The organism is Corynebacterium mustelae (assembly GCF_001020985.1).
GTDB lineage: Bacteria > Actinomycetota > Actinomycetes > Mycobacteriales > Mycobacteriaceae > Corynebacterium > Corynebacterium mustelae.
This window is the reverse complement of record NZ_CP011542.1, coordinates 2,019,282-2,040,658: the sequence shown is the minus strand read 5'-3', so window position 1 is coordinate 2,040,658 and position 21,377 is coordinate 2,019,282. Positions and strand designations below refer to the sequence as shown.

Genomic DNA, 21,377 nt, shown 5'->3' with positions numbered 1-21,377 from the left:
CCTTGAAGTGGTTAAATAGCGGTTTCAGAGTTAAGCAGTCTGTGGGCGTCAATGAGGGTGCGCCGCATCGGGCTTGCTGAGGTAGTGCTCCAGAAATCTGTGGCGGGAATGTCCTCAACAATCGCGCCGTCCGACACGATAATGCATCGAGAGCATAAAGTTGTTGCGGCAACAAGATCATGGGAAACCAAGACAGTAGTGAGGTCTGGTGATTTAAGTAGATCAATCACTAGCTTCTTGGCCGTGCTGTCAAGCGCACTGAGTGCCTCATCAGCATAGATCACTTTGGGTTGACCGATTAAGGCGCGGGCGATACCAACTCGTTGGCGTTGTCCGCCCGAGATCTCATACGGGTATTTATCAGCGATTTCCGGGTTTAACGCCAGTGATTTCAACAATTCAGGGACTGTGTGTTTTGCGGACGCGACATCACCGCCAGCAATTGCAATGGGTTCGGTAACCACATCGACGATTCGTAAGTTGGGGTTGAGGCTGCCGTCAAGATCTTGTGGGATATACGAAAAATCACCAATGGTGGGTGCTGTGACGGTGCCGACGTCTGGCCGTAACCATCCGCACAGTAGCCGCAGCAGAGTTGTTTTTCCAGCTCCGGAAGCGCCCAGGAGGGCGACTTTTTCCCCTTGGGCAATGTGCAATGAGGTTGGTTGTAAATAGGGAAAAACAGCTGCGTTGGTTATGTCGATCATTGCCACTCCCTTTCATACTGCGCTACGTAGCCGGTACCAGTCTCAGATGGGTGCATAGTGATGACGGCGGGGCATAACGCTCGGGCGGCGGCGAGGTCGTGTGTGATGAAAAGAACCGACATGGGATTGTTTGTTTTTTTCGATTCGGCTACCAGCTCACGTAGGGTATAAACAATTTCGGATGTGGCGATGGGATCTAAAGCGGAGGTGATTTCATCGGCAAGCAACAGATGTGGCTGTACTCCCAGCGCAAAGGCGATCGCTGCGCGCTGTCGTTGACCGCCGGAAAGTTGAAGTGGATAACGGGAATGCAGGTGTGGGGCGAGTTTGACCGCGGAGAGTAACTGATGCGCGGCAGGTAAACTACCTGCGGTTAACGCGATTTGCTTGTCGACGCGACGCAGTGGGTTGAGCACACCGAAGCTATCTTGGGCGACAAAGCCGATAGTTCCGGTGCGCTTAACGGTGCCGCAAACCCCAAGTTGTTGAGAGTCGAAGCCCCCTATCGCTTTGGCGAGAGTGGTTTTTCCAGAACCAGATGCTCCAACTACTGCGGTCAACGTGCCTGGCAAAATTTCTAGATGTGGAACATGCACCGCAGCTGATGAACCGTAGCTCAGCGTTACGTCATCCATGACGCAGAGTTTTAGATCTGTATGGTTTTGGTGTGTTGTCGCCTTAGAAATGGTTGTTCTCCTCAAAATATTGACCACAGATTTGTGGCTTATAGTTCACACCGGTTGGGTTGACCGCTGGAGTAACGCCTAGGCGGGTTGTGATTGCAATGTTCAATAATGCTAATAGTAACAGTATTTATTTTCAATAAGTGGGTAGTTTTAAAATTAAGGTGGTGGGGTATAACACCAGCTTTTGAGAAGCAACTGACCTTTTACCTGAAGTTGCCGTGTATGTATTGAAAGGTTTTCTCATTGTGGAGCATACAAATTCGGGGTGAGAAGTATGCATATCCTGGTTGAGAAGAACTGCTATAGCTAAAGTGGGTAGGGCAGCATAGAAAACTACACACTAGTAGGATAGTGCCGAATTCATCAGAATCTCGGCATTCCTGTTTTGTAGCTATCGACCGTAATCGTGAGTAAAAAGCTAAGGGTTTTCAATGGATAACATGACACCAAAAAACATTGATCCGGTGATGGGGGCGTTGGAAAGCTCCAGTGAGAAGGCGTATTCAGCACCGCGAGCGTTGGTGCCAATCGCCTTTGAAGTGGTTAATTTATGCAAGCGGTTCGGGAATAAGATCGCGGTGAATAATCTTTCTCTCTCAGTGCCATGCGGCAGCATTTTTGGCGTTGTGGGCCCCAATGGGGCGGGAAAGACCACGATGCTCAACATGGCAACGGGACTGTTGCGCCCCGATTCTGGGCACGCCATTATATGTGGACACGACATGTGGACAGATCCCATGGCAGCGAAGTCCGCGATGGGGCTGTTAGCGGATGGGGTGCCAGTTTTTGACCGGTTGACTGGTGGCGAATATCTGGAATACCTCGGAGCATTGCGTGGGATGGATCCAGTCGACGTCTCCACCCGAACCGCCGAATTATTATCTGCGTTGGGGTTGACGGAAGCACGCAACCAACAAATAGTTGATTATTCCGCTGGCATGACCAAGAAAATCTTGCTAGCTGGCGCATTGCTGCATAACCCTCGTGTTTTAGTGTTGGATGAACCGTTGGAGGCCGTCGATCCGGTATCTGGGCGAATCATTCAACAGATTCTTAAAGCGTATGCTGCCTCTGGGGGAACTGTGGTCATGAGTTCCCATGTTATGGAATTGGTGGAAGGGCTGTGCGACCACGTGGCAGTCATCCATCAAGGGGAGGTTCGGGTGGTGGGTACCGTCGAAAAGCTTGCGGCTGAGCAGTCACTCACTGATTTATTTGTATCCATTGTCGGTGGTGGCGAACTCGCCGAGGGGCAATTGGCGTGGTTGCGCCAAACATCGGGTGAATTGGAGCAGAAAGGAAATAGCAATGGTGCATAACGCTCCGTCATCGGCTGGTGGTCCGCAGTCTCAGCATGAAGGTGGTTATGTGCAGGTTTCACCACCCGCACAGCCAGGAGCAGTTGGCACTACCCCTAGTCTCACCCGAACTCTGATACGGCTCAATGGCCTATTGTGGTGGCGATCGTTCAAAGCGAATGTGAGCTCTATTGTTGTGAATCTTTTGATTCTGGTTTATGGGGCTTTTGGGCTAATCGCTATTACCGCGATAATGGGGTTTGAGATGCTCGACGGCAATCTGGGGGCATTGGCTGGAGCAGTTGGTTTGGGTGCTACCTGTTATGTCTTTCTTGCGGTGATGATGCCAGCAGGGGAGGGGCAGGTCATGCCAGAATCTTTAGCCACTTTTCCGGTTTCGACTCGACAGATCATGCCAGGTTTGATGCTTATTCAACTGCTGCAAACCCGTGGTTTTCTGGCACTGTTGTGTACTTTTGTTACGACCGTGGCCACATGCATTGTCTGGTCTGCCCTGGGTTTTGGTGTGCTACATATGATTATCGTTGTATTTTCAATGCTACTGAGCCTGGCTATTGTTTTTTCGTTGGCCGAATCGGTCGCAATCTTGTTATCAAATGCGAGTAATACGAAGAGAAAAGACCGCAAAGCGATCATCGGATTCGTTGCGTTCTTTGTCATGTGGATCGCGTATATGGCGGTGATAAATAGCTCAGATTCCCGAAGCTCGCTCAGCACCTATGGGCAATACCTTCAGTGGTCCCCGCTGGCATCGTCGGCGGGAATTGTCAGGTTTGCTGCGGAAGGTAATTGGCTGAACGCACTGGCATGCTTTGGTATTACTATCGCTACATTACTGGTGACGGTGACAGTATGGTGGCGTAGCACCAATTACCGGTTGGCTAACCCGCTGGGAGGGCAGAGCTCAACTGGTAACCAACACCGTGGTGTTGCTGCAAAAAGCGCAGGGGCTGGCCGCAGCTTGTTACTTCCAGGGTTGGCATATACCCCACGTAATATGGTGCTATCTCGGGCGGTTCGGTATATCAAACGCGACACCCGTCAGATTATTGCCCTAGCAATGTTGCCTATGATGGCGGTGTATTTTCTGGTCATGGATTGGCGATTTGGGGGAAGCACCGTGCTTTTAGGTGTGGTGCTTATCGCTATATTCAGTTCGATAAATGCCGCCAACGATTTTGGTTTTGATGGCCCCGCCAATTGGCTGCATCTAACCTCGAATATTACTGCCAAAGATCTGTTATTGGGGCGCCACTGGGGTTCCGTACTACCGACGGTAATGGCAAGCTGGTGTTTTTTCTTGCTTGTGGCGGTATTGAAACCGATACCAGAGACCTATCTGATCATTGGGATAGCGTTGGGACTGCAGGCCACGAGCTTGGGTGTCAGTGTGTTTCTCACTGTGTACAACCCGTTTCCGACTGCCCGGCCAGGAACCAGCCCCTGGCAAGATCGATCCGGCTTTTCTGCAGGGGCGTTTATCTCCTCATTCGCGGGAATATTCTTGGCTTGGATTCCGTTAATTCCCGGCATTGGATTAACAATCTACGGATATGTTCAGGGGTTTATGTGGGCACAGGTGGTGGGAGTGATTCTGACGATTAGCCTAGGTCTTGGTTTCTACGCGATGATGTTGCGGGTGGCAATTAACCGGTTGGCTAGCCACTATCCGGAAATTTTCGCCAAGGTACGCAGGTACGTTTAAGCGGGCGAGGGGCGACCCACCCCCAATTGCTTTTCGACGTGTGCTGGTGTCGCGTCGAAAAGCGGCGTCAGGTACGTAACGGCTGCGGCGTGTCGACTGGCCTGCTGTGCCAGTGCTAATAGCGGTTGGGTGGATAAGCAGTGATAGAATTTCTAGGAGTTTTACACTGACTTTTGACCTAATAGGAGCAGCCCTCGTGTCCACCCCACTCAACCTCGGTTTACCCAGCACCCAAGAACAGCCCCCGGTGTTGGCACCGCGTCGGAAAACCCGGCAATTGATGGTCGGTAATGTAGGGGTTGGTTCTGACTACCCAGTTTCGGTCCAATCGATGACGACCACCAAAACCCATGACGTCAACGCGACATTGCAGCAAATTGCTCAACTCACAGCCTCAGGCTGCGATATTGTTCGGGTGGCATGCCCAAAGACCGTCGACGCTGAGGCGCTGCCGATCATTGCGAAGAAATCACCAATCCCGGTAATCGCAGATATTCACTTCCAACCGAAATACATCTTTGCTGCCATTGATGCCGGTTGCGCGGCAGTGCGAGTAAATCCGGGAAATATCAAGGAATTCGATGGTCGAGTAAAAGAGGTGGCTAAAGCCGCAGGTGCTGCTGGCATTCCAATCCGTATCGGCGTTAACGCCGGTTCGTTAGATAAGCGTTTGCTGGAAAAATATGGAAAGGCAACCCCAGAGGCACTGGTTGAATCGGCATTATGGGAGGCCTCGCTTTTCGAGGAACATGGTTTTGGTGACATCAAAATCTCGGTAAAACACAACGACCCGGTCATCATGGTGGAGGCTTACCGCCAGCTGGCTGCACAGTGCGATTACCCACTTCACCTAGGCGTAACCGAGGCGGGACCAGCATTCCAAGGCACCATTAAATCAGCAGTGGCCTTCGGCGCATTGTTGTCGGAAGGCATCGGCGACACCATACGTGTGTCTTTATCAGCTGATCCGAAAGAAGAAGTAAAAGTTGGCGATCAGATCCTCCAATCCCTGAATTTGCGGGAACGCGGGTTGGAAATCGTCTCATGTCCTTCGTGTGGTCGGGCGCAGGTAGATGTGTACACCCTCGCGGAAGAAGTAACCGCCGCCTTGGATGGGATGGATATTCCATTCCGTGTTGCGGTTATGGGATGCGTTGTCAATGGGCCTGGCGAAGCTCGCGATGCCGACCTGGGCGTGGCGTCTGGAAACGGTAAAGGCCAGATCTTCGTTAAAGGCGAAGTGATTAAGACGGTTCCGGAATCCCAGATCGTTGAGACGTTGATCGAAGAGGCTTTAAAGCTTGCTGAGGAACAAGGGATTGAAATCAAAGAAGGCGGACAGGCCAAAGTCTCCATCACTAAATAAACTTAGTTTCTATTAAGTTATTTCAACGTTCCGGACTGTAGCACCTTTCTACGAGCCAGTTTTTAGGCGGAGCCGGTTTCGAATATTTGCTAAGTTGGGCTGGTGTGCTTTTGCACCTAAATTCCGGTGTGGTGAGCAGGAGATCTGTAGATTTGGTGCTAATCTGGCGGGCATGAACCACTCAGCCGTACCAGCGTTGCGTTTTGCCGTGGCCGCATGTGTGGCGGCTGGAATACTCAGCGGATGCACCCCTAAACCATTGTCTGCGGAGCCAATTGTTGAGGATTTTCTCAGCCAGATGGCAGCGCGCCACATCCAAGCTGCGGCCGGGCTGACCGACAAGGAAGAAAACGTTGCCGAGGTGTGGGAAGCAACGTGGGCGGGCCTGCAGGCAGAGGGGCTTGAAACGGAAATTACCGATGTCGATATTCGGGATTCGCTGGCCACCGCGACGTACACACTTCGGTGGGATCTTCCTAAAGATCGGGAGTTAGTCTACGACGCCTCTATGACCTTAAACAGGATAAATAATCAGTGGAAGATCCGGTGGCAGCCAACAGCACTCCACCCGAAGCTGGGCGCAAATCAACATCTCGAATTACGCGCGATCAACGCGCAACGGGCAAGCATCGTATCCTCGGACGGAATTGAGATCTTAGCCCCAGGAACAGTCGATCGGATTTTGGTAGACACCGGCAAAACCTCCGATCGGAAAGCAACGGCTAACGCTATCGCCCACGCTCTCGACGTTGCTCACGCGGAGGATGAATCGGTGCCGCAAATAGATGCCACTGAGTTGGCAAAGTCCTTGCAATCGGCGTCGGGAACCTACTCGGTAACCACAGTTAACCAACAAGCTGGCGCGCGGCTGAGGGAATTGTTGGCAGAAAAACCAGGGATCATATTCAACGATGAAGCCGCCATGGTGAGTAAAACCCCAGGTTTCGCTCCAGATATTGTTTCTCGGGTGACGAAACTTGTTAATGAAGAATTAGAAGGAGCTAATGGTTGGCGGGTGGCGGTGGTCACTCATGATGGTGCGCTTATCGACGATATTTTGTATCAAGCTCCGAAATTAGCACCCGCAGTACGCGTGAGCCTTAATCATAAGGTTCAGTTAGCTGCCGAAGATGCGGTGAATCTGCGTTCTGAAATGAAAGCAATGATCGTTGCAATCCGTCCCAGTAACGGCGAGATCTTGGCAGTTGCCCAAACCGACAAAGCTGACGAAGAGGGCGATTTAGCACTCACCGGCCAATTCCCACCAGGTTCGACTTTTAAAATCATCACCGCTTCGGCCGGTATCGGCCAGTCAGGTCTTCGGTCTGATTCCATCGTTGCCTGCCCAGGGACTATGAATATCTATGGCCGCACGGTGACCAACTACAATGGCTTCTCCCTAGGAAACGTCCCACTACAAACCGCATTCGCTAGGTCCTGTAACACTACCTTTGCCGATATATCCACGCGCCTTGAAGCAGGTGAACTCAAACGGATAGGCAAAGAGTTCGGTATCGGAATTGACTACGATATTCCGGGACTATCCACCATTACCGGTTCAATCCCCAATGGTGATACTCCGTTAGACAAAACTGAAGCAGGCTACGGGCAGGGACTCACCTTGGTCAGCCCATTTGGCATGGCATTAGTATCAGCAACCGCAGCGCATGGTTCCACACCAACTCCGCAATTAGTGAGCGGCTTCAGCACCACCCAAAAAGAAACCGTTCCGCCGCCGTCGCCAGAAACCATCGAAGAACTACGGCACCTCATGGGGGCGGTGACAGAACCTGGTGGTACCGCTGCTGGAATCAATGCTGGCGGGAAAATCTACGGCAAGACCGGCGAAGCCGAAATCAATGGCGGTTCCCACGCGTGGTTTACTGGATACCGCGACGATATTGCGTTCGCCACACTGATCGTTCTTGGCGGGGGCTCTGAATCTGCGGTTGCCATTACGGATAAGTTCTTTCAGCGCCTTGATGAGCTTAGTGCCCCTGCTGGTTAAGCCAATAGTAAGTTATGGCTTAGCTGGACTACGATAACACCCATGACAATTCGCAAACCGTTAGTTCCAGAAAAACCCACTCCCATTCGGGACGTTCCTGCACACATTGAACGTCCCGAATACGTATGGAAAAAGAAGGTACGCGAAAACTGCGGTGAGCCGTGGATACAAACCCCAGAAGTTATCGAGGCAATGCTGGAAGCCTCAAAAATTGCCGCGAATGCGCTGCGTGAAGCCGGAAAAGCCGTCGCCCCCGGAGTAACCACCGACGAATTGGATCGGATCGCTCATGAATACATGCTTGACCACGGTGCCTATCCCTCCACCTTGGGGTACCTGGGATTTCCAAAGTCATGCTGCGTGTCGTTGAACGAAATCATCTGCCATGGCATTCCCGATTCCACCGTGATAGAAGACGGCGATATCGTCAATATCGACGTCACTGCTTTTAAGAATGGAGTGCATGGCGATACCAATGCCACATTTCTGGCCGGAAATGTCAGCGAGGAACACAAGCTGTTGGTTACCCGCACTGAAGAAGCAATGATGCGGGGAATCAAGGCAGCGAAACCTGGGCGGCAGATCAACGTCATAGGTCGCGTGATCGAAGCGTATGCTAAGCGTTTCGGCTACAACGTGGTGCGTGATTTCACCGGACACGGAGTTGGGCCGACGTTCCACAACGGGTTGGTGGTGTTGCATTACGACTCCAATATGTACACCGATGTATTAGAACCCGGCATGACCCTAACCATTGAACCGATGATTAATCTCGGGGAACTGGATTACACGATTTGGGATAACGGCTGGACCGTACAAAATGACGACTACAAATTCACCGCACAGTTTGAACATACTATTGTGATCACCGAAACCGGCAATGAGATTTTGACATTGCCTGATTCTTAAAAGAGAAAGCACAAAGACAATGGTCGCGTTAATGGTGGCTGGCTGCACCTCCGATGCGGGAAAATCCGTCGTAGTTGCAGGGGTATGTCGGGCGATCGCGCGCCGAGGAATTAGCGTCGCGCCCTTTAAAGCACAGAACATGTCCAATAATTCCGCCGTTACGCCAAGTGGCGGTGAAATCGGGCGCGCTCAAGCCTTGCAAGCAGTCGCTTGTGGCCTGGTGCCAGATACGCGGTTCAACCCGATCTTGTTAAAACCCGGTTCCGATCGTACTTCCCAATTGGTGGTCAATGGTCACGCTACCGGAACTGTTAGCGCAAAAAATTATATTGAACATCGGACGTACCTTCGTGACATTGCACGACAAACGCTTGCTGATTTACAAAAAGAATTTGACGTGGTGGTGTGCGAAGGCGCGGGGTCACCCGCAGAGATAAACCTGCGGGAAACTGACGTTGCGAATTTCGGCCTTGCGCAGGCCGCACAGTTACCGGTCTACCTTGTGGGCGATATCGATCGCGGTGGGGTGCTTGCGCATTTCTATGGCACCTACCATATTGTTGATCAAGCAGATCGGGAGCTAATCCGGGGTTTTATCGTTAACAAGTTTCGTGGAGATGAATCTATTCTGCACCCTGGTTTAAAAAAGTTGGAAGAAATGACGGGAATTCCAACATGTGCGGTATTGCCGTTTATTCCTGGGTTATGGGTGGATGCGGAGGATTCGCTGCAGTCGACGATCGGCTCAACAATTGGGCCAGACACCCAGGCGCTTGGTAGTCAGCGGTTGCGGGTTGCAGCAGTACGATTGCCACGAGTGTCCAATGCCACGGATATTGAGGCACTTGCTTGTGAGCCGGGGGTTACTGTGAGCTGGTCAGTGGACCCGGATTACATTGCGGAGGCGGATCTTGTGGTACTGCCTGGTTCCAAGTCGACTGTCAGCGATCTCGCGTGGCTACGCGATACCGGAATTGCGGCTGCGATAATCCAACGTGCAGCTGCCGGAAAGTTTATTATGGGGATCTGTGGTGGCTTCCAAATGATGTGTTCTACAATCATCGATCCAGTAGAATCCGGTGTCCCAGAGCCGGTACCTGGGTTGAAGCTTTTCGACGCCGACATTGTCTTTCATCCGGAGAAAACGCTAATCAATCACGGCGACGGTGCATATGAGGTGCATCATGGCCGGGTGGTTCGATGCTCGGAGCAACCTTGGATAGGGGATGAAGGATGTCGAAACGGGAATATATTTGGTACTCATCGCCACGGACAGCTAGAAAACGACGCATTCCGAAAAGAATTATTAGCAACGATTGCTACTGGAATTGGGAAAACCGGGTTTCGCGTTGACGAGACAATGAGTTTCGCTGCAGAACGGCTGCGGCAAATCGATCTTATTGCCGACACCATTGAAGATTGTTGGGATATTGACCAACTTCTTGGTGATGTCGGCTTTAGATCCTAAAATTCCAGCCCGAGGAGGGCGTTTTCGATTAGTTCCGGCAAAGCTGGATGGATCCAATACTGATCCCGAGCCACCTTACGGACATCTAAGTCAAAGGCCATGACGGTAATCAACTGTTGGATCAGCGTGGGAGCCTCGGGCCCGATGATATGTGCACCTAGTAATAAACCGGTGTCCTTGTCCGCAATTAACTTGGCAAAGTGGTCGGTGTCTTCCATTGCCCAACCGTAAGCAACATCGCCGTAGTTTTGGATTTTTACCGTGATGTTGTATCCAGCATCCACAGCTTGCTGTTCGGTCAAACCGACCGTTGCAATTTGCGGCTGAGTGAAAACCCCGGCTGGCACATTTTTATGGGGCATAGGGATCATGTTGTTAGGATGCAAAATATTGTGGCGCACTGCGCGGGTTTCCGCGTTAGCAACATGTTTGAGCTGGAATGGTGAGGATACGTCGCCAAGCGCCCAAATCCCTGGAGCGGTGGTGCGTCCGAATTCATCAACTTTGATGGAGGAACCGTCCATCTCTACCCCGGTGGCGGAGAGATTCAGCTGGTCACCGTTGGGGGTACGGCCGGTGGCAACCAATAAAATGTCACCGCGTATCGTGGAACCGTCGGAAAGCGTAGCTGTAATACCCGAAGCGTCCTCGCTTAAAGATTCAAATTCGACGCCTAACTTCGTGGTGATTGCTTTTTCGGTTAATTCGGTGATTCGGTCCGAAATGTCTGTATCTAGTCGACGGAGAAGACGGGGCGAGCGATTGACTAGAGTGACATCAACGCCGAAGGATTTGAATATGTGGGCAAATTCCAGCGCGATGAATCCGCCACCCATGACGATCATTGATTTCGGAAGTTCCGCTAGCCGCATAATCGTCTCATTTGTGTGGTATTTCACCCCCGATTCGATGACCAGGTTAGGGATCTGTGGACGCGCACCAGCAGCAATAACGATAGTGTCTCCGGATATTACAGTTGCATCGTCGCCTTGCCCGGTGCTGATTAATTTAGGTCCGACGAAGCGGGCGGGTTGATCGTAGACATCGATATTCGGGGTTTTAGGCCCACGTCGATAAGCTTCTCCGCTTTCGGCAATCGGGTCGATCCGGTTTTTAAATACCCGGTCCACGATGCTTGGCCACTGAACGCCGTTGAATGAAGCTTCAATTCCGTACTTGTCTGCTTCTCGCACGGTTTGTGCGACTTCTGCTGCGTAGACATACATCTTTGTTGGAATGCAGCCGACGTTTAAGCAGGTTCCGCCAAAGGAGCCTTTTTCTATAATCGCGATAGATTTCTCGTGGAATTCCCGCCCCGGAATCGAATTTCCGGAGCCCGCGCCAATGACAATCAGGTCGTAGTGTTTTTCTGCGGTAGGTTCAACCATAATATTCATCTATCCCTTCTCTACTAACGAAAGATATTGCTCTAACTATTTAAACGCCATAGTTTTGCGCACCGACGGCGTCATTTATGGTGCGCAACTAATTGTAGTAACGACAATATACGGTGGGATATTCCTCAGTCAGTTATCGCTTGGTAAGCCACAAATATTCTTGAGCCAAAAAACGCACTGTTCCAGCGCATGGGTGCGTGCTGGTGGTTTGGAAAGGAACAGGTCATGCATGCCGTCAGGGATTTGAACGGTAGTGACATTACGCGCGATAAACGGCGACCATTGTTTTATCTGGTTAACATCTAACACCGTGTCAGCTGTGTGTGATTGCTGTGAATATGCTCGCCGTAATCGTGACTGTTGGGAACACATAGACAGGGTCGGGACCCCAGCATCCACCGATCCTACGTGAATGGCATGTTGGGCTTGCACAACAGCGCGAAGCCACCCCATATATTTGGTATGGCCAGTGATCGGTTTGAACTTAGTGTTAAAGTCCCATTCACCATGCCGTGAAATATGAAGTGCTTCACCATAGGTACCCAAATTTCCGCCACGAACTGGCTGTTTTGGGCTCCGCTTACCTTTCAATTTCACCCACGGTGTCAACGCTTTTACCAGAATCTTAGGCGCCATCATGTCCAGCCATGGGCTATTTAAAATCAAGGCTTTCATGTGGCGATGCAAAGAGGGGTTCGTACGTCGAAGTTCATCTAGCCACAACGGTGTAATTAGCCCACCAGTAGAGTGCCCAATAACAATGATGGATGAATAGCGTTGCGCCAAGAACGTGCAAACCGCAGTGAGATCCTCATGATACTGGGATAAATCCGTCGAGTAGTGCCAACTGTGACCCTCCCGATGTGAACGCCCGCACTTGCGAAGGTCAACGCCATAAAAGTCAAAGCCATGATCGTGGAAAAACTCGGCAACGTGGGTTTGAAAGAAATAGTCCGTCATGCCGTGGACATAGACGACAGCTGGTCTTAAGGTGTGAGTTTCATCAGTCTCACTAGGGGTTGGGTGATACCGCACGAGGGTTGTGAGAATGTCTGATTCCCCGTCAGGATCTGCCCCGAGATGAAATTCTAAACTTTCAAAGTTTTTTCCCAAAATATCGGGAGCCCATTGTGCGGTCGCGAACTGAGGTAATTCGGCAGATTGCTTCATGTCACCCACTTTATTCCCAAATATCCTTTCGCTAAAAACGACTATAACCCCCGCGCATTGTGGTTTTGCAGGGAAAATAACTTCCGGTCTGACACTCCCAATCCGTGCGTGCTCTGAGGCTGACCGATCATGTACAACTGTTCGGGGTAGGAACACGTTGGATAGGTTATGGCGCATTCCACAGTGCAGATAACTTAGTGAAGACGGGGGTATGGGGTAAAAACAAATAATGCTTGGTTTTGCTAAGAAAAGCGTCAACGTATGCCGAGATTATCCCTGATGGGGGTGTCAATGTGGGCGTAATTAGCTGCGACTATCGAAAAACGAATGTGAGATTGCTGAGAGAACAAGACATTTTCAGTACCCCCGAAAGATTCGGGCGTAGACTGTAAAGCCGATAGGCGCGAAACTCACATCACGCCGTCATGAGAAGGGCCAATCCGGTGTGCCATTAAAAACGATGGCAATCGGTGCGGTGCTTCATTGGCTTAACAGACAGTGTGGCCGACCATGAAGAAGCGGAAATACTAAGGGAAATTGAAATGTCAGATTCCACGAACAACGCAACTACCATTTCGGACGAAGTAGATGTCGCCCTCATCGGCGGCGGTGTCATGAGCGCCACCTTAGGTGCAATGCTCAGGACACTTGAGTCAGGCTGGTCCCAGGTGGTTTTCGAGCGCCTAGACGCGCCAGCCGAGGAATCTTCCTCCCCATGGAATAACGCAGGAACCGGCCACTCGGCGTTGTGCGAGCTCAACTACACCCCAGAAGTCAATGGCAAGATTGAAATCTCCAAAGCAATCGGGGTAAATGAAAAGTTCCAGTTGTCCCGACAGTTCTGGGCTTACCAAGTTAACGAAGGAGTATTACCAACTCCTCGGGAATGGATCAACCCAGTCCCACACGTGTCTTTCGGTCAGGGTGATGACCAAATTGCCTATCTTCGTAAGCGCTACGATCGTCTAGTCAACCACCCGCTGTTCCCCAACATGGAGTACACCGAGGATCGTGCAAAGTTTGATGAGCTGCTTCCACTCATGGCGGAAGGCCGGCCGAAGACCGATAAAGTGGCAATCTCTTGGACCGAAGGCGGCACAGATATCAATTACGGCGCCTTGACCAAGCAATTCCTGTTCGATGCTCAAAATAAAGGCACCGAAATCCGTTACGGCCACGAGGTAACAAAGCTCCACCGTGATGGGTCGAAATGGAAATTGACTGTCAAAAACCGCCACACGGGTGATGTGTCGGTGTTCCGCGCAAATTTCGTATTCGTCGGTGCTGGCGGCATGGCATTGCCACTGTTACAAAAAGCACGTATCCCAGAAATCCGCGGTTTTGGTGGGTTCCCAGTCTCCGGTGAATGGTTGCGCTGCACCAATCCGGAAATCGTAGAGCGTCACGCCGCCAAAGTGTACGGAAAAGCAAGCGTCGGTGCGCCACCAATGTCTGTTCCACACCTAGACACCCGAGTTATCGATGGCGAAAAAGGCTTGCTCTTTGGTCCGTACGCAGGTTGGACCCCGAAATTCTTGAAGCAGGGTTCGTGGTTCGACTTGCCAAAGTCGCTGAAAGTAACCAACTTGGCATCCATGTTGAGCGTCGGTGTGAAGGAATTGGGACTAACCAAATACCTAATTACCGAATTAATGAAGGACAAGAATGCAAAGATGGAATCCTTGCGCGAATACATGCCAAACGCCAAGGATGAAGATTGGGAGTTGGTCACCGCAGGTCAGCGTGTGCAGGTTATTAAACCAGTCGTAGGCCCATCCTTCGGCTCCCTGGAATTTGGCACCACATTGATCAGCCACCTTGACGGTTCGATCGCAGGTCTCTTGGGTGCATCGCCTGGAGCTTCCATCGCGCCAGCCGCCATGCTGGAGGTGTTGGAACGATGCTTCGGTGACCGAATGATCGAGTGGGGCGACAAGATCAAGGAAATGATGCCTTCTTATGGTGTGAAACTAGCTACCAACAAAGCACTGTTCACGGAAATGTGGGACTATACGCAAAGCACATTGCAGCTTGATAAATAACAGCCCTACTGACAACCAGTGGCAGCAACGTTTTCAATAAGACGCGGCCAATCCGCTAAGGTTAATCCTGGTGTGTCAAGCACCAACCCCTCAGTGGATTGGTCGTTAACCTGTTAAGCCGCAGTTATGAGAAAAGAGTGAAAGCAGTGACGTCGATAGCGCCAGTATCGTTTCCATTTTCGGCAGTGGTAGGGCAAGACCAATTGCACCTCGCCTTGATCCTGACCGCAGTGTCGCCGAGAATCGGTGGAGTGGTTATTCGTGGTGAAAAAGGCACAGCCAAAACGACAACGGTACGGGCTTTCGCAAAACTACTCGACGGAGCACCACTAATCAATCTGCCCATCGGCGCAACCGAAGACCGCGTAGTTGGAGCATTGGACCTAGAAACCGTATTGACCACCGGCCGGGCCACATACAAACCCGGATTATTAGCTCAAGCCAATAACGGTGTGCTCTACGTTGACGAAGTAAACCTTCTAGCCGACCACCTCATAGATGCATTGTTAGACGCGGCCGCCACCGGAATTGTGACTATCGAACGAGACGGAATCTCACACACGGCCGAAGCAAGTTTCGTCCTGGTAGGAACAATGAACCCTGAAGAAGGGGAACTGCGTCCACAGCTTCTAGATCGGTTTGGGCTGTCAGTCGAAGTGACTGGTTCACGCGACGTCGACATTCGCGCTGACATTATCCGAAGACGGTTGGCATTCGAACAAGACCCAGCGGGATTCGTTGCTCAATGGGCTGAAGCAGACAACGAAATAGCAAAACGCATTAAACAAGCCAAAGAACTTTTGCCCCACGTGACGCTATCGGATGTGAACCTGGCACGAATAGCACACATATGTGCAGCCTTCGACGTTGATGGTATGCGCGCAGATCTCGTTATTGCCCGAACTGCCTGCGCCCACGCGGCATGGCAGCAACGCACAAATGTCACTGACGAAGACATCAAAGTTGCAGCCGAATTGGCGCTGCCGCACCGTAAACGACGCAATCCGTTTGATGAGCCAGGCATTGATCAACAAGACCTTGATAATGCATTAGAACAAGCCCAAAATGAGCACCCAGAAGATGACCTGCCAGCCGATGCCCCTTCAGCCACACCAGAGCCTGACACTCAGGATTTATCGGATTCGCAAGCAACAGCCGATGGAGAGGTAGGTACCGCCGACCAGGGCGTACCCTTTCGCCGTTCGGCAACTTAGGCGTAGCGGAAAGACCTCAGCGACCGAAGCCGCGCCGGGTCGCAGAGCCCCAGCCTTAACCCGGACTGGAACTCCGGTCAGGTCGGTGTCTAATGGACGTGGTGTGCACGTTATTGGTACGGTGCAGGCTGCCGCCGACCGAGGAGCGCGCATAGAAGATGGGATCATACAATTTCAACCTGCGGATTTGCGCGGCGCGGTGTTGCGCGGAAAAGAATCCAACCTCATAGTTTTCGTGGTGGATGCTTCCGGTTCAATGGCGGCGAACGATCGATTGGCTGCAGTTACTGGTGCGGTGCATTCGTTGCTTGGCGATGCCTATCAACGCCGCGACCGGGTTGCGGTAGTCAGTGTAAGAGGTGCCCAGCCGGAGTTGGTGTTGCCGCCAACTGGCAGTATTGATGTTGCTCATCGACGATTGGCCGCGGTAGATACTGGTGGTCGCACACCGCTGGCTGAGGGATTGCAGCTGGCACAGGAAGTGATCGAACGTGAACACCACCGGGAGCCGGGCAGGCGGGCGCTACTAGTGGTGCTATCTGATGGGCGTGCAACCGGAGCAGGTGGTCTTGCGAAATTGCATTCTGTTGCGGGGGCAATCGCTCGACGCGGTTTAGCCGGTTGCATCGTTATTGACTGCGAAACTGCCGGTCGAGTGAAGTTAGGATTAGCTGCTGAACTAGCACGCAATCTGGGCGCGGTATGTCTACAACTAGCCGAGCTTGATGCCCAATCAGTCGCTGGCGTTATCGATGCGTTTTAACTGATGAGTTAGGTTATAAGGAGAAGAATATGCCTAAGGGGAAAGTAGATCCAGCAAACATCCCAAATGATGGTTTGACCACCCGGCAACGTCGGCTGTTGCCAATCACGGCTGTGCATACGGGGCCGGGTAAGGGCAAGTCAACCGCAGCGTTCGGAATGGCGCTTCGTGCGTGGAACCAAGGTATGAATATCGGTGTCTTTCAATTCGTGAAGTCTGCAAAGTGGAAAGTGGGGGAGGAGTCTGTCTTTAAACGACTGGGGCAGCTGCATGACGAAACTGGTGAGGGAGGTAGCGTCGAATGGCACAAAATGGGGGAAGGGTGGTCGTGGTCAAAAAAGGCGGGTTCGGAGGAGGACCACGCTCGCGATGCTCAAGAGGGTTGGCTTGAGATCAAGCGTCGGTTAGCTGATCAGGCGCATGATTTTTACGTTCTGGATGAATTTACTTACCCGATCAAATGGGGCTGGATTGATGTTGATGACGTAGTAGCGACGCTTCAAAGCCGTCCTGGGGTTCAGCATGTGGTGATGACTGGTCGGGATGCGGATCCGAAACTTGTTGAGATTGCCGATTTAGTCACTGAGATGACCAAGATCAAACACCCTATGGACGTAGGACGCAAGGGGCAAAAAGGAATTGAATGGTAGGGGTGCGGTAGTACCAAAAGTATTAGGCGGGGTGGATTTTTGATTGCGCACCGCCTATTTTTAGATTTATATTCGTAAATTAGTCCTGTTAGGCTCATGTATTTTTCGGTATAGTCGAAAATATGACGCAGGACACAATCGATGGGGCATTGGGCACCACGCCACAACCCGGCGCTACGCAGCCGATGATCGCTTTTGTTGACGTGGATAAGTATTTTGGCGACTTTCATGCGCTGAAAAATATCAACATATCGATTCCCAGGGGGCAAGTAGTTGTCATTTTGGGGCCGTCAGGCTCCGGAAAATCCACACTGTGTCGCACAATCAATCGTTTAGAAACGATAGAAAACGGCTCGATATTCATTGATGGTCAAGCTTTGCCGGAAGAAGGTAAAGCGTTGGCGCAATTGCGATCCGATGTGGGGATGGTATTTCAGCAGTTTAATTTGTTCCCACACATGAGTATCCGGGACAACGTCACCTTAGGGCCGATAAAGGTACGGAAACTAACCAAAGCTGCAGCAGCATCGCTTGCCATGGAATTGTTAGAACGGGTGGGGATCGCCAATCAGGCGGATAAATATCCGGCTCAGCTTTCCGGTGGCCAACAACAGCGGGTGGCTATTGCCCGCGCGTTGGCGATGCAACCAAAGGTAATGCTTTTCGACGAGCCCACCTCCGCGCTCGACCCAGAAATGGTCAATGAAGTGCTAGATGTCATGTCTGATCTCGCAGGTGCTGGCATGACCATGGTCTGCGTCACTCATGAAATGGGGTTTGCCCGGCGCGCGGCCGATCGAGTGCTGTTTATGGATGAGGGCGCAATAGTGGAGGATAGTCCCCCGGATGAGTTTTTTCAGCGACCACGCACGGATCGGGCCCGGGATTTCTTATCCAAAATTCTGGCACATTAACAATCGACATATTTTAAGGAGTAAAAGTGAAAACACGTTTCGGAAAAGTTGTAGCTATCGGCGTCAGTGCTGTTTTGTGTTCTGGTGTCTTGGTCGCCTGCGGCGGGGGTGGTGCTGGTCAGGGACTTTTGGCCGGAATTGAATCGGGCACGGTCACTTTGGGTACTAAGTATGATCAACCAGGTCTGGGTCTGAAGGAGGCCGATGGCTCTATGTCCGGGTTGGACGTCGATGTAGCAACCTACGTGGTTAATCACATTGCGAAGGAAAAAGGGTGGGCAGAACCAACAATCACGTGGCGGGAGACCCCATCTGCCCAGCGTGAGACACTGATTAACAACGGTGAAGTGGATATGATCGTCGCAACGTATTCCATCAATAAATCGCGGGCGGAATCGGTGGATTTCGGCGGGCCGTATCTATTAACCCACCAAGCACTTTTGGTACGAGCTGATGACACCAGTATCACCACATTGGAGGATCTTTCCGGTGGAAAGATTTTGTGTTCGGTTTCAGGCTCAACCCCAGCTCAAAAGGTGAAAGAGGCATTGCCAGATGTTCAACTGCAAGAATATGACACGTATTCTTCCTGCGTAGAGGCATTGCGGCAGAAGAACGTGGATGCGTTGACTACCGATGCCACGATCCTCAATGGGTATTCGCAACAAGATCCGGGCGCGTTCAAAGTAGTAGAGATGGAAAAGGACGGAAAACCATTCACCAATGAGCATTATGGTATCGGGGTGGCCAAGGGTGATGCCGAAGCTACGGCTGCCATTAATGCGGCGCTGACGCAGATGTATGACTCAGGCGAATTTGATGCGATTGTGGCGAAAAACCTCGGTGACCAGGCAGCCGGGGTGACTCAAGCAACACCAGGTGACTTGTCGTTTATTGAATAGGGGCATGTGATGGAGGCAATGTGGTCGCAATTGGGGCCGGCGATAGGTCCTGCGTTTCTGGTCACGCTGAAACTCACGATTATCGCTGCGGTGGGTTCGCTCGTGTTGGGCACGGTGCTGGTTGCGATGCGCGTGTCTCCGATTGGAGTATTACGTCGGATTGCGGCTGGCTACATCACCACAGTTCGCAACACCCCGTTAACCTTGGTCATCTTGTTTTGTTCCTTTGGGCTGTATCAGAGTTTGGGGCTGCAATTGGCGGATCGTCAATCGCCAACATTTTTGGCTGATAATAACTTCCGCCTGGCCGCGCTTGGTTTCGTGTTATACACCTCGGCTTTCGTAGCGGAGTCTCTGCGGTCGGGAATCAATACTGTTAGTTTTGGGCAGGCGGAGGCAGCTAGGTCACTGGGGCTAACGTTTTTCCAGTCGTTTCGCACCATTGTTTTTCCACAGGCAGTTCGTGCTGCAATTGTGCCGCTGGGTAACACGTTGATCGCATTAACAAAGAACACAACGGTGGCTTCTGTAATTGGGGTCGCGGAAGCCTCGCTTTTGATGAAAGAAGTTATTGAGAATCATGCGGCGCAGTTGTGGGTCATTTTCGGCTGTTTTGCGGTCGGCTTTATGGTTTTGACTCTGCCAATGGGACTCGGTTTGGGGCGAATTTCTGAACGATTGGCGGTGAAGCACTAATGAGTCAAGCACGAGCGACTGTTTTATACGACACACCCGGACCAAGGGGCAGGCGTCGAAACGCGATTCTGTCGATCATCGTCATCATGTGCGGCATTCTGTTGGGGGGTTGGGTGCTGCGGACGTTATATGAGGCTGGCCAATTAACTGCGGACAAGTGGCAGCCGTTTATTTCCGAAAATACCTGGAAAACCTATCTGATCCCAGGATTGTTGGGAACCTTGAAATCCGCATTCTTGTCCATCATCCTGGCAATTATCGTTGGGGTTGCGCTTGGTCTGGGAAGATTAGCCAAGACACGTGTTATCCGGTGGAGTTGCGGCGTAGTAGTGGAGTTTTTCCGAGCCATCCCGGTATTGCTGCTGATTATTTTCTGCTACCAGCTGTTTGCCGTTTACGCCGTGGTGCCGCCGAGACAGCTTGCTTTTGCTGCGGTGGTCGTCTCGCTTACGTTGTACAACGGTTCGGTGATAGCGGAGGTGGTGCGGTCCGGGATTAAGAATTTGCCGAAGGGCCAAAATGAAGCCGCTATGGCATTAGGACTCAGCCATAATCAAACGATGTGGAAAGTGCTGCTGCCGCAGGCGGTTGCGGCGATGTTGCCCGCACTAATTGCCCAGGCCGTGATCGCATTGAAGGATTCCGCGTTGGGCTATCAGATCGGTTTCGTGGAAATTGTGCGGCAAGGCATCCAATCGTCCGCCACCAATCGGAACTATTTGGCGTCGTTGATTGTGGTTGCGGTGATCATGATCGCGATTAATTATGCGTTGGGGCTTATCGCGCACCGGGTTGAGCAACAATTACGAGCCGGTCGTGCGCGCCGTAATATTTTCGCGAGGGTTCCGCACATGCCAACGGATCAGGGGATCGAAACCAAAGACAATGTCAACGTTGACTGGCACGCCCCGGAACATAGACAGATTCGTAATCCCGCAGAGTGATCACCACTCATAGGGCCATGGAAAATCTTCGGCCGATCTGTGAGTGAGTTGCTCAATGCCACGGTGAAATTCCGTGGCATTGAATTCGGTTCCATCGCTATCTGCTTGTTTTAGTAAACGCTCCCATTGGTCGGCAATCTGGATGAACGTTATAACATCAACACCCATGTCCACCGTGGTTTCAGCGCCATCGTGATCAAGAAAAAACACGGTTTGTGTGTCGATATGGAAAGCCCAGCTGTCGCCGCTGCCTCCGTGGGCAAAAATCCGAAACGGCGCTGGAGAACCAATCTCCTCCGAAAAGCAGTAAGTATCCCATTGATCCCAGGCAGGAACGTCAATGCGGGCATCACCACTTAATTCCAGACCGTCCAAATCACACAATGCGGAAGCAGCGGCTGTGCCTAGGGCGTCGACAAGCGATTGCCGCATCACACGGGAGACGTTTGCACCGCGCCACCTGCGTAACGACGTATCGCCCACAATCTCTGATAACTCACGTACACCCATGTCGGTT

At 51.7% G+C, this 21,377-nt stretch carries 19 protein-coding genes; 14 read left to right on the top strand and 5 right to left on the bottom strand.

What is annotated here, in order from left to right:
- Positions 1-11: 11 nt before the first annotated feature.
- The gene (locus CMUST_RS09290) at positions 12-707 is read right to left on the bottom strand and encodes an ABC transporter ATP-binding protein (RefSeq protein ID WP_047262280.1); all 696 of its coding nucleotides are present in this window, start codon (positions 705-707) and stop codon (positions 12-14) included.
- A complete protein-coding gene (locus CMUST_RS09285) occupies positions 704-1,342 on the bottom strand; it encodes an ATP-binding cassette domain-containing protein (RefSeq protein WP_047262279.1) in 639 nt (212 codons plus the stop codon). The genes CMUST_RS09290 and CMUST_RS09285 overlap by 4 nt, the downstream gene beginning before the upstream one ends.
- Before the next feature lie 491 nt (positions 1,343-1,833).
- Between CMUST_RS09285 and CMUST_RS09280 the strand changes: the two genes are divergently transcribed.
- The 6 genes from CMUST_RS09280 (at position 1,834) to CMUST_RS09255 (ending at position 10,168) form a co-directional block, all read left to right on the top strand.
- Entirely contained in the window at positions 1,834-2,712 is an 879-nt protein-coding gene (locus CMUST_RS09280) for an ABC transporter ATP-binding protein (protein WP_083987735.1), read from the top strand.
- Positions 2,702-4,417: a hypothetical protein gene (locus tag CMUST_RS09275; protein ID WP_052844616.1), complete on the top strand. Its 1,716-nt coding sequence runs from the start codon at positions 2,702-2,704 to the stop codon at positions 4,415-4,417. Before CMUST_RS09280 ends, CMUST_RS09275 begins: the two co-directional genes overlap by 11 nt.
- A gap of 196 nt (positions 4,418-4,613) precedes the next feature.
- Entirely contained in the window at positions 4,614-5,783 is a 1,170-nt protein-coding gene (ispG, locus tag CMUST_RS09270) for a flavodoxin-dependent (E)-4-hydroxy-3-methylbut-2-enyl-diphosphate synthase (protein ID WP_047262278.1), read from the top strand.
- Positions 5,784-5,955: 172 nt separating this feature from the next.
- The gene (locus CMUST_RS09265) at positions 5,956-7,791 is read left to right on the top strand and encodes a penicillin-binding transpeptidase domain-containing protein (RefSeq protein ID WP_047262277.1); all 1,836 of its coding nucleotides are present in this window, start codon (positions 5,956-5,958) and stop codon (positions 7,789-7,791) included.
- Between the two features lie 42 nt (positions 7,792-7,833).
- The gene (gene map, locus CMUST_RS09260) at positions 7,834-8,700 is read left to right on the top strand and encodes a type I methionyl aminopeptidase (protein ID WP_047262276.1); all 867 of its coding nucleotides are present in this window, start codon (positions 7,834-7,836) and stop codon (positions 8,698-8,700) included.
- Positions 8,701-8,719: 19 nt separating this feature from the next.
- Positions 8,720-10,168 carry a cobyric acid synthase gene (locus tag CMUST_RS09255; RefSeq protein WP_047262275.1) on the top strand — a complete coding sequence of 483 codons (1,449 nt, stop codon included), beginning with the start codon at positions 8,720-8,722 and terminating at the stop codon, positions 10,166-10,168.
- Here the strand turns inward: CMUST_RS09255 and mtr are convergent.
- Positions 10,165-11,565: a mycothione reductase gene (mtr, locus tag CMUST_RS09250; RefSeq protein ID WP_144414163.1), complete on the bottom strand. Its 1,401-nt coding sequence runs from the start codon at positions 11,563-11,565 to the stop codon at positions 10,165-10,167. The genes CMUST_RS09255 and mtr overlap by 4 nt on opposite strands.
- Before the next feature lie 129 nt (positions 11,566-11,694).
- Positions 11,695-12,735: an alpha/beta hydrolase gene (locus CMUST_RS09245; RefSeq protein WP_047262274.1), complete on the bottom strand. Its 1,041-nt coding sequence runs from the start codon at positions 12,733-12,735 to the stop codon at positions 11,695-11,697.
- A 542-nt stretch (positions 12,736-13,277) separates the two neighbouring features.
- On the opposite strand from CMUST_RS09245, the gene mqo reads away from it, so the two are divergent.
- The 8 genes from mqo (at position 13,278) to CMUST_RS09205 (ending at position 20,860) form a co-directional block, all read left to right on the top strand.
- On the top strand, positions 13,278-14,777 hold the full coding sequence (mqo, locus tag CMUST_RS09240; protein ID WP_047262273.1) for a malate dehydrogenase (quinone): 1,500 nt from the start codon (positions 13,278-13,280) through the stop codon (positions 14,775-14,777).
- 146 nt (positions 14,778-14,923) lie between these two features.
- A complete protein-coding gene (locus CMUST_RS09235; RefSeq protein WP_047262272.1) occupies positions 14,924-15,991 on the top strand; it encodes an ATP-binding protein in 1,068 nt (355 codons plus the stop codon).
- An 85-nt stretch (positions 15,992-16,076) separates the two neighbouring features.
- Complete coding sequence (locus CMUST_RS09230) at positions 16,077-16,754, top strand: vWA domain-containing protein (protein ID WP_047262271.1); 678 nt, start codon at positions 16,077-16,079, stop codon at positions 16,752-16,754.
- Positions 16,755-16,783: 29 nt separating this feature from the next.
- Positions 16,784-17,404 (top strand): cob(I)yrinic acid a,c-diamide adenosyltransferase, encoded by a 621-nt coding sequence (gene cobO / locus CMUST_RS09225; protein ID WP_047262270.1) that lies wholly within the window; start codon positions 16,784-16,786, stop codon positions 17,402-17,404.
- Between the two features lie 185 nt (positions 17,405-17,589).
- A complete protein-coding gene (locus CMUST_RS09220) occupies positions 17,590-18,318 on the top strand; it encodes an amino acid ABC transporter ATP-binding protein (RefSeq protein WP_047263529.1) in 729 nt (242 codons plus the stop codon).
- Between the two features lie 26 nt (positions 18,319-18,344).
- Positions 18,345-19,220 (top strand): glutamate ABC transporter substrate-binding protein, encoded by an 876-nt coding sequence (locus tag CMUST_RS09215; RefSeq protein WP_047262269.1) that lies wholly within the window; start codon positions 18,345-18,347, stop codon positions 19,218-19,220.
- Between the two features lie 9 nt (positions 19,221-19,229).
- On the top strand, positions 19,230-19,916 hold the full coding sequence (locus CMUST_RS09210; RefSeq protein WP_047262268.1) for an amino acid ABC transporter permease: 687 nt from the start codon (positions 19,230-19,232) through the stop codon (positions 19,914-19,916).
- Positions 19,916-20,860, top strand: coding sequence for an amino acid ABC transporter permease (locus CMUST_RS09205; protein WP_047262267.1), 945 nt, complete (start codon positions 19,916-19,918; stop codon positions 20,858-20,860). The genes CMUST_RS09210 and CMUST_RS09205 overlap by 1 nt, the downstream gene beginning before the upstream one ends.
- Here the strand turns inward: CMUST_RS09205 and CMUST_RS09200 are convergent, their stop codons facing one another.
- Entirely contained in the window at positions 20,861-21,370 is a 510-nt protein-coding gene (locus CMUST_RS09200; protein ID WP_047262266.1) for a hypothetical protein, read from the bottom strand. It lies immediately after the preceding gene.
- Between the last annotated feature and the right edge of the window lie 7 nt (positions 21,371-21,377).

Coding starts and splice junctions, on each gene's coding strand:
- CMUST_RS09290 (WP_047262280.1), bottom strand. CDS start 707: ATGATCGACATAACCAACGCAGCTGTTTTTCCCTATTTACAACCAACC.
- CMUST_RS09285 (WP_047262279.1), bottom strand. CDS start 1,342: ATGGATGACGTAACGCTGAGCTACGGTTCATCAGCTGCGGTGCATGTT.
- CMUST_RS09280 (WP_083987735.1), top strand. CDS start 1,834: ATGACACCAAAAAACATTGATCCGGTGATGGGGGCGTTGGAAAGCTCC.
- CMUST_RS09275 (WP_052844616.1), top strand. CDS start 2,702: ATGGTGCATAACGCTCCGTCATCGGCTGGTGGTCCGCAGTCTCAGCAT.
- CMUST_RS09265 (WP_047262277.1), top strand. CDS start 5,956: ATGAACCACTCAGCCGTACCAGCGTTGCGTTTTGCCGTGGCCGCATGT.
- map (WP_047262276.1), top strand. CDS start 7,834: ATGACAATTCGCAAACCGTTAGTTCCAGAAAAACCCACTCCCATTCGG.
- CMUST_RS09255 (WP_047262275.1), top strand. CDS start 8,720: ATGGTCGCGTTAATGGTGGCTGGCTGCACCTCCGATGCGGGAAAATCC.
- mtr (WP_144414163.1), bottom strand. CDS start 11,565: ATGAATATTATGGTTGAACCTACCGCAGAAAAACACTACGACCTGATT.
- CMUST_RS09245 (WP_047262274.1), bottom strand. CDS start 12,735: ATGAAGCAATCTGCCGAATTACCTCAGTTCGCGACCGCACAATGGGCT.
- mqo (WP_047262273.1), top strand. CDS start 13,278: ATGTCAGATTCCACGAACAACGCAACTACCATTTCGGACGAAGTAGAT.
- cobO (WP_047262270.1), top strand. CDS start 16,784: ATGCCTAAGGGGAAAGTAGATCCAGCAAACATCCCAAATGATGGTTTG.
- CMUST_RS09220 (WP_047263529.1), top strand. CDS start 17,590: ATGATCGCTTTTGTTGACGTGGATAAGTATTTTGGCGACTTTCATGCG.
- CMUST_RS09210 (WP_047262268.1), top strand. CDS start 19,230: ATGGAGGCAATGTGGTCGCAATTGGGGCCGGCGATAGGTCCTGCGTTT.
- CMUST_RS09205 (WP_047262267.1), top strand. CDS start 19,916: ATGAGTCAAGCACGAGCGACTGTTTTATACGACACACCCGGACCAAGG.
- CMUST_RS09200 (WP_047262266.1), bottom strand. CDS start 21,370: ATGGGTGTACGTGAGTTATCAGAGATTGTGGGCGATACGTCGTTACGC.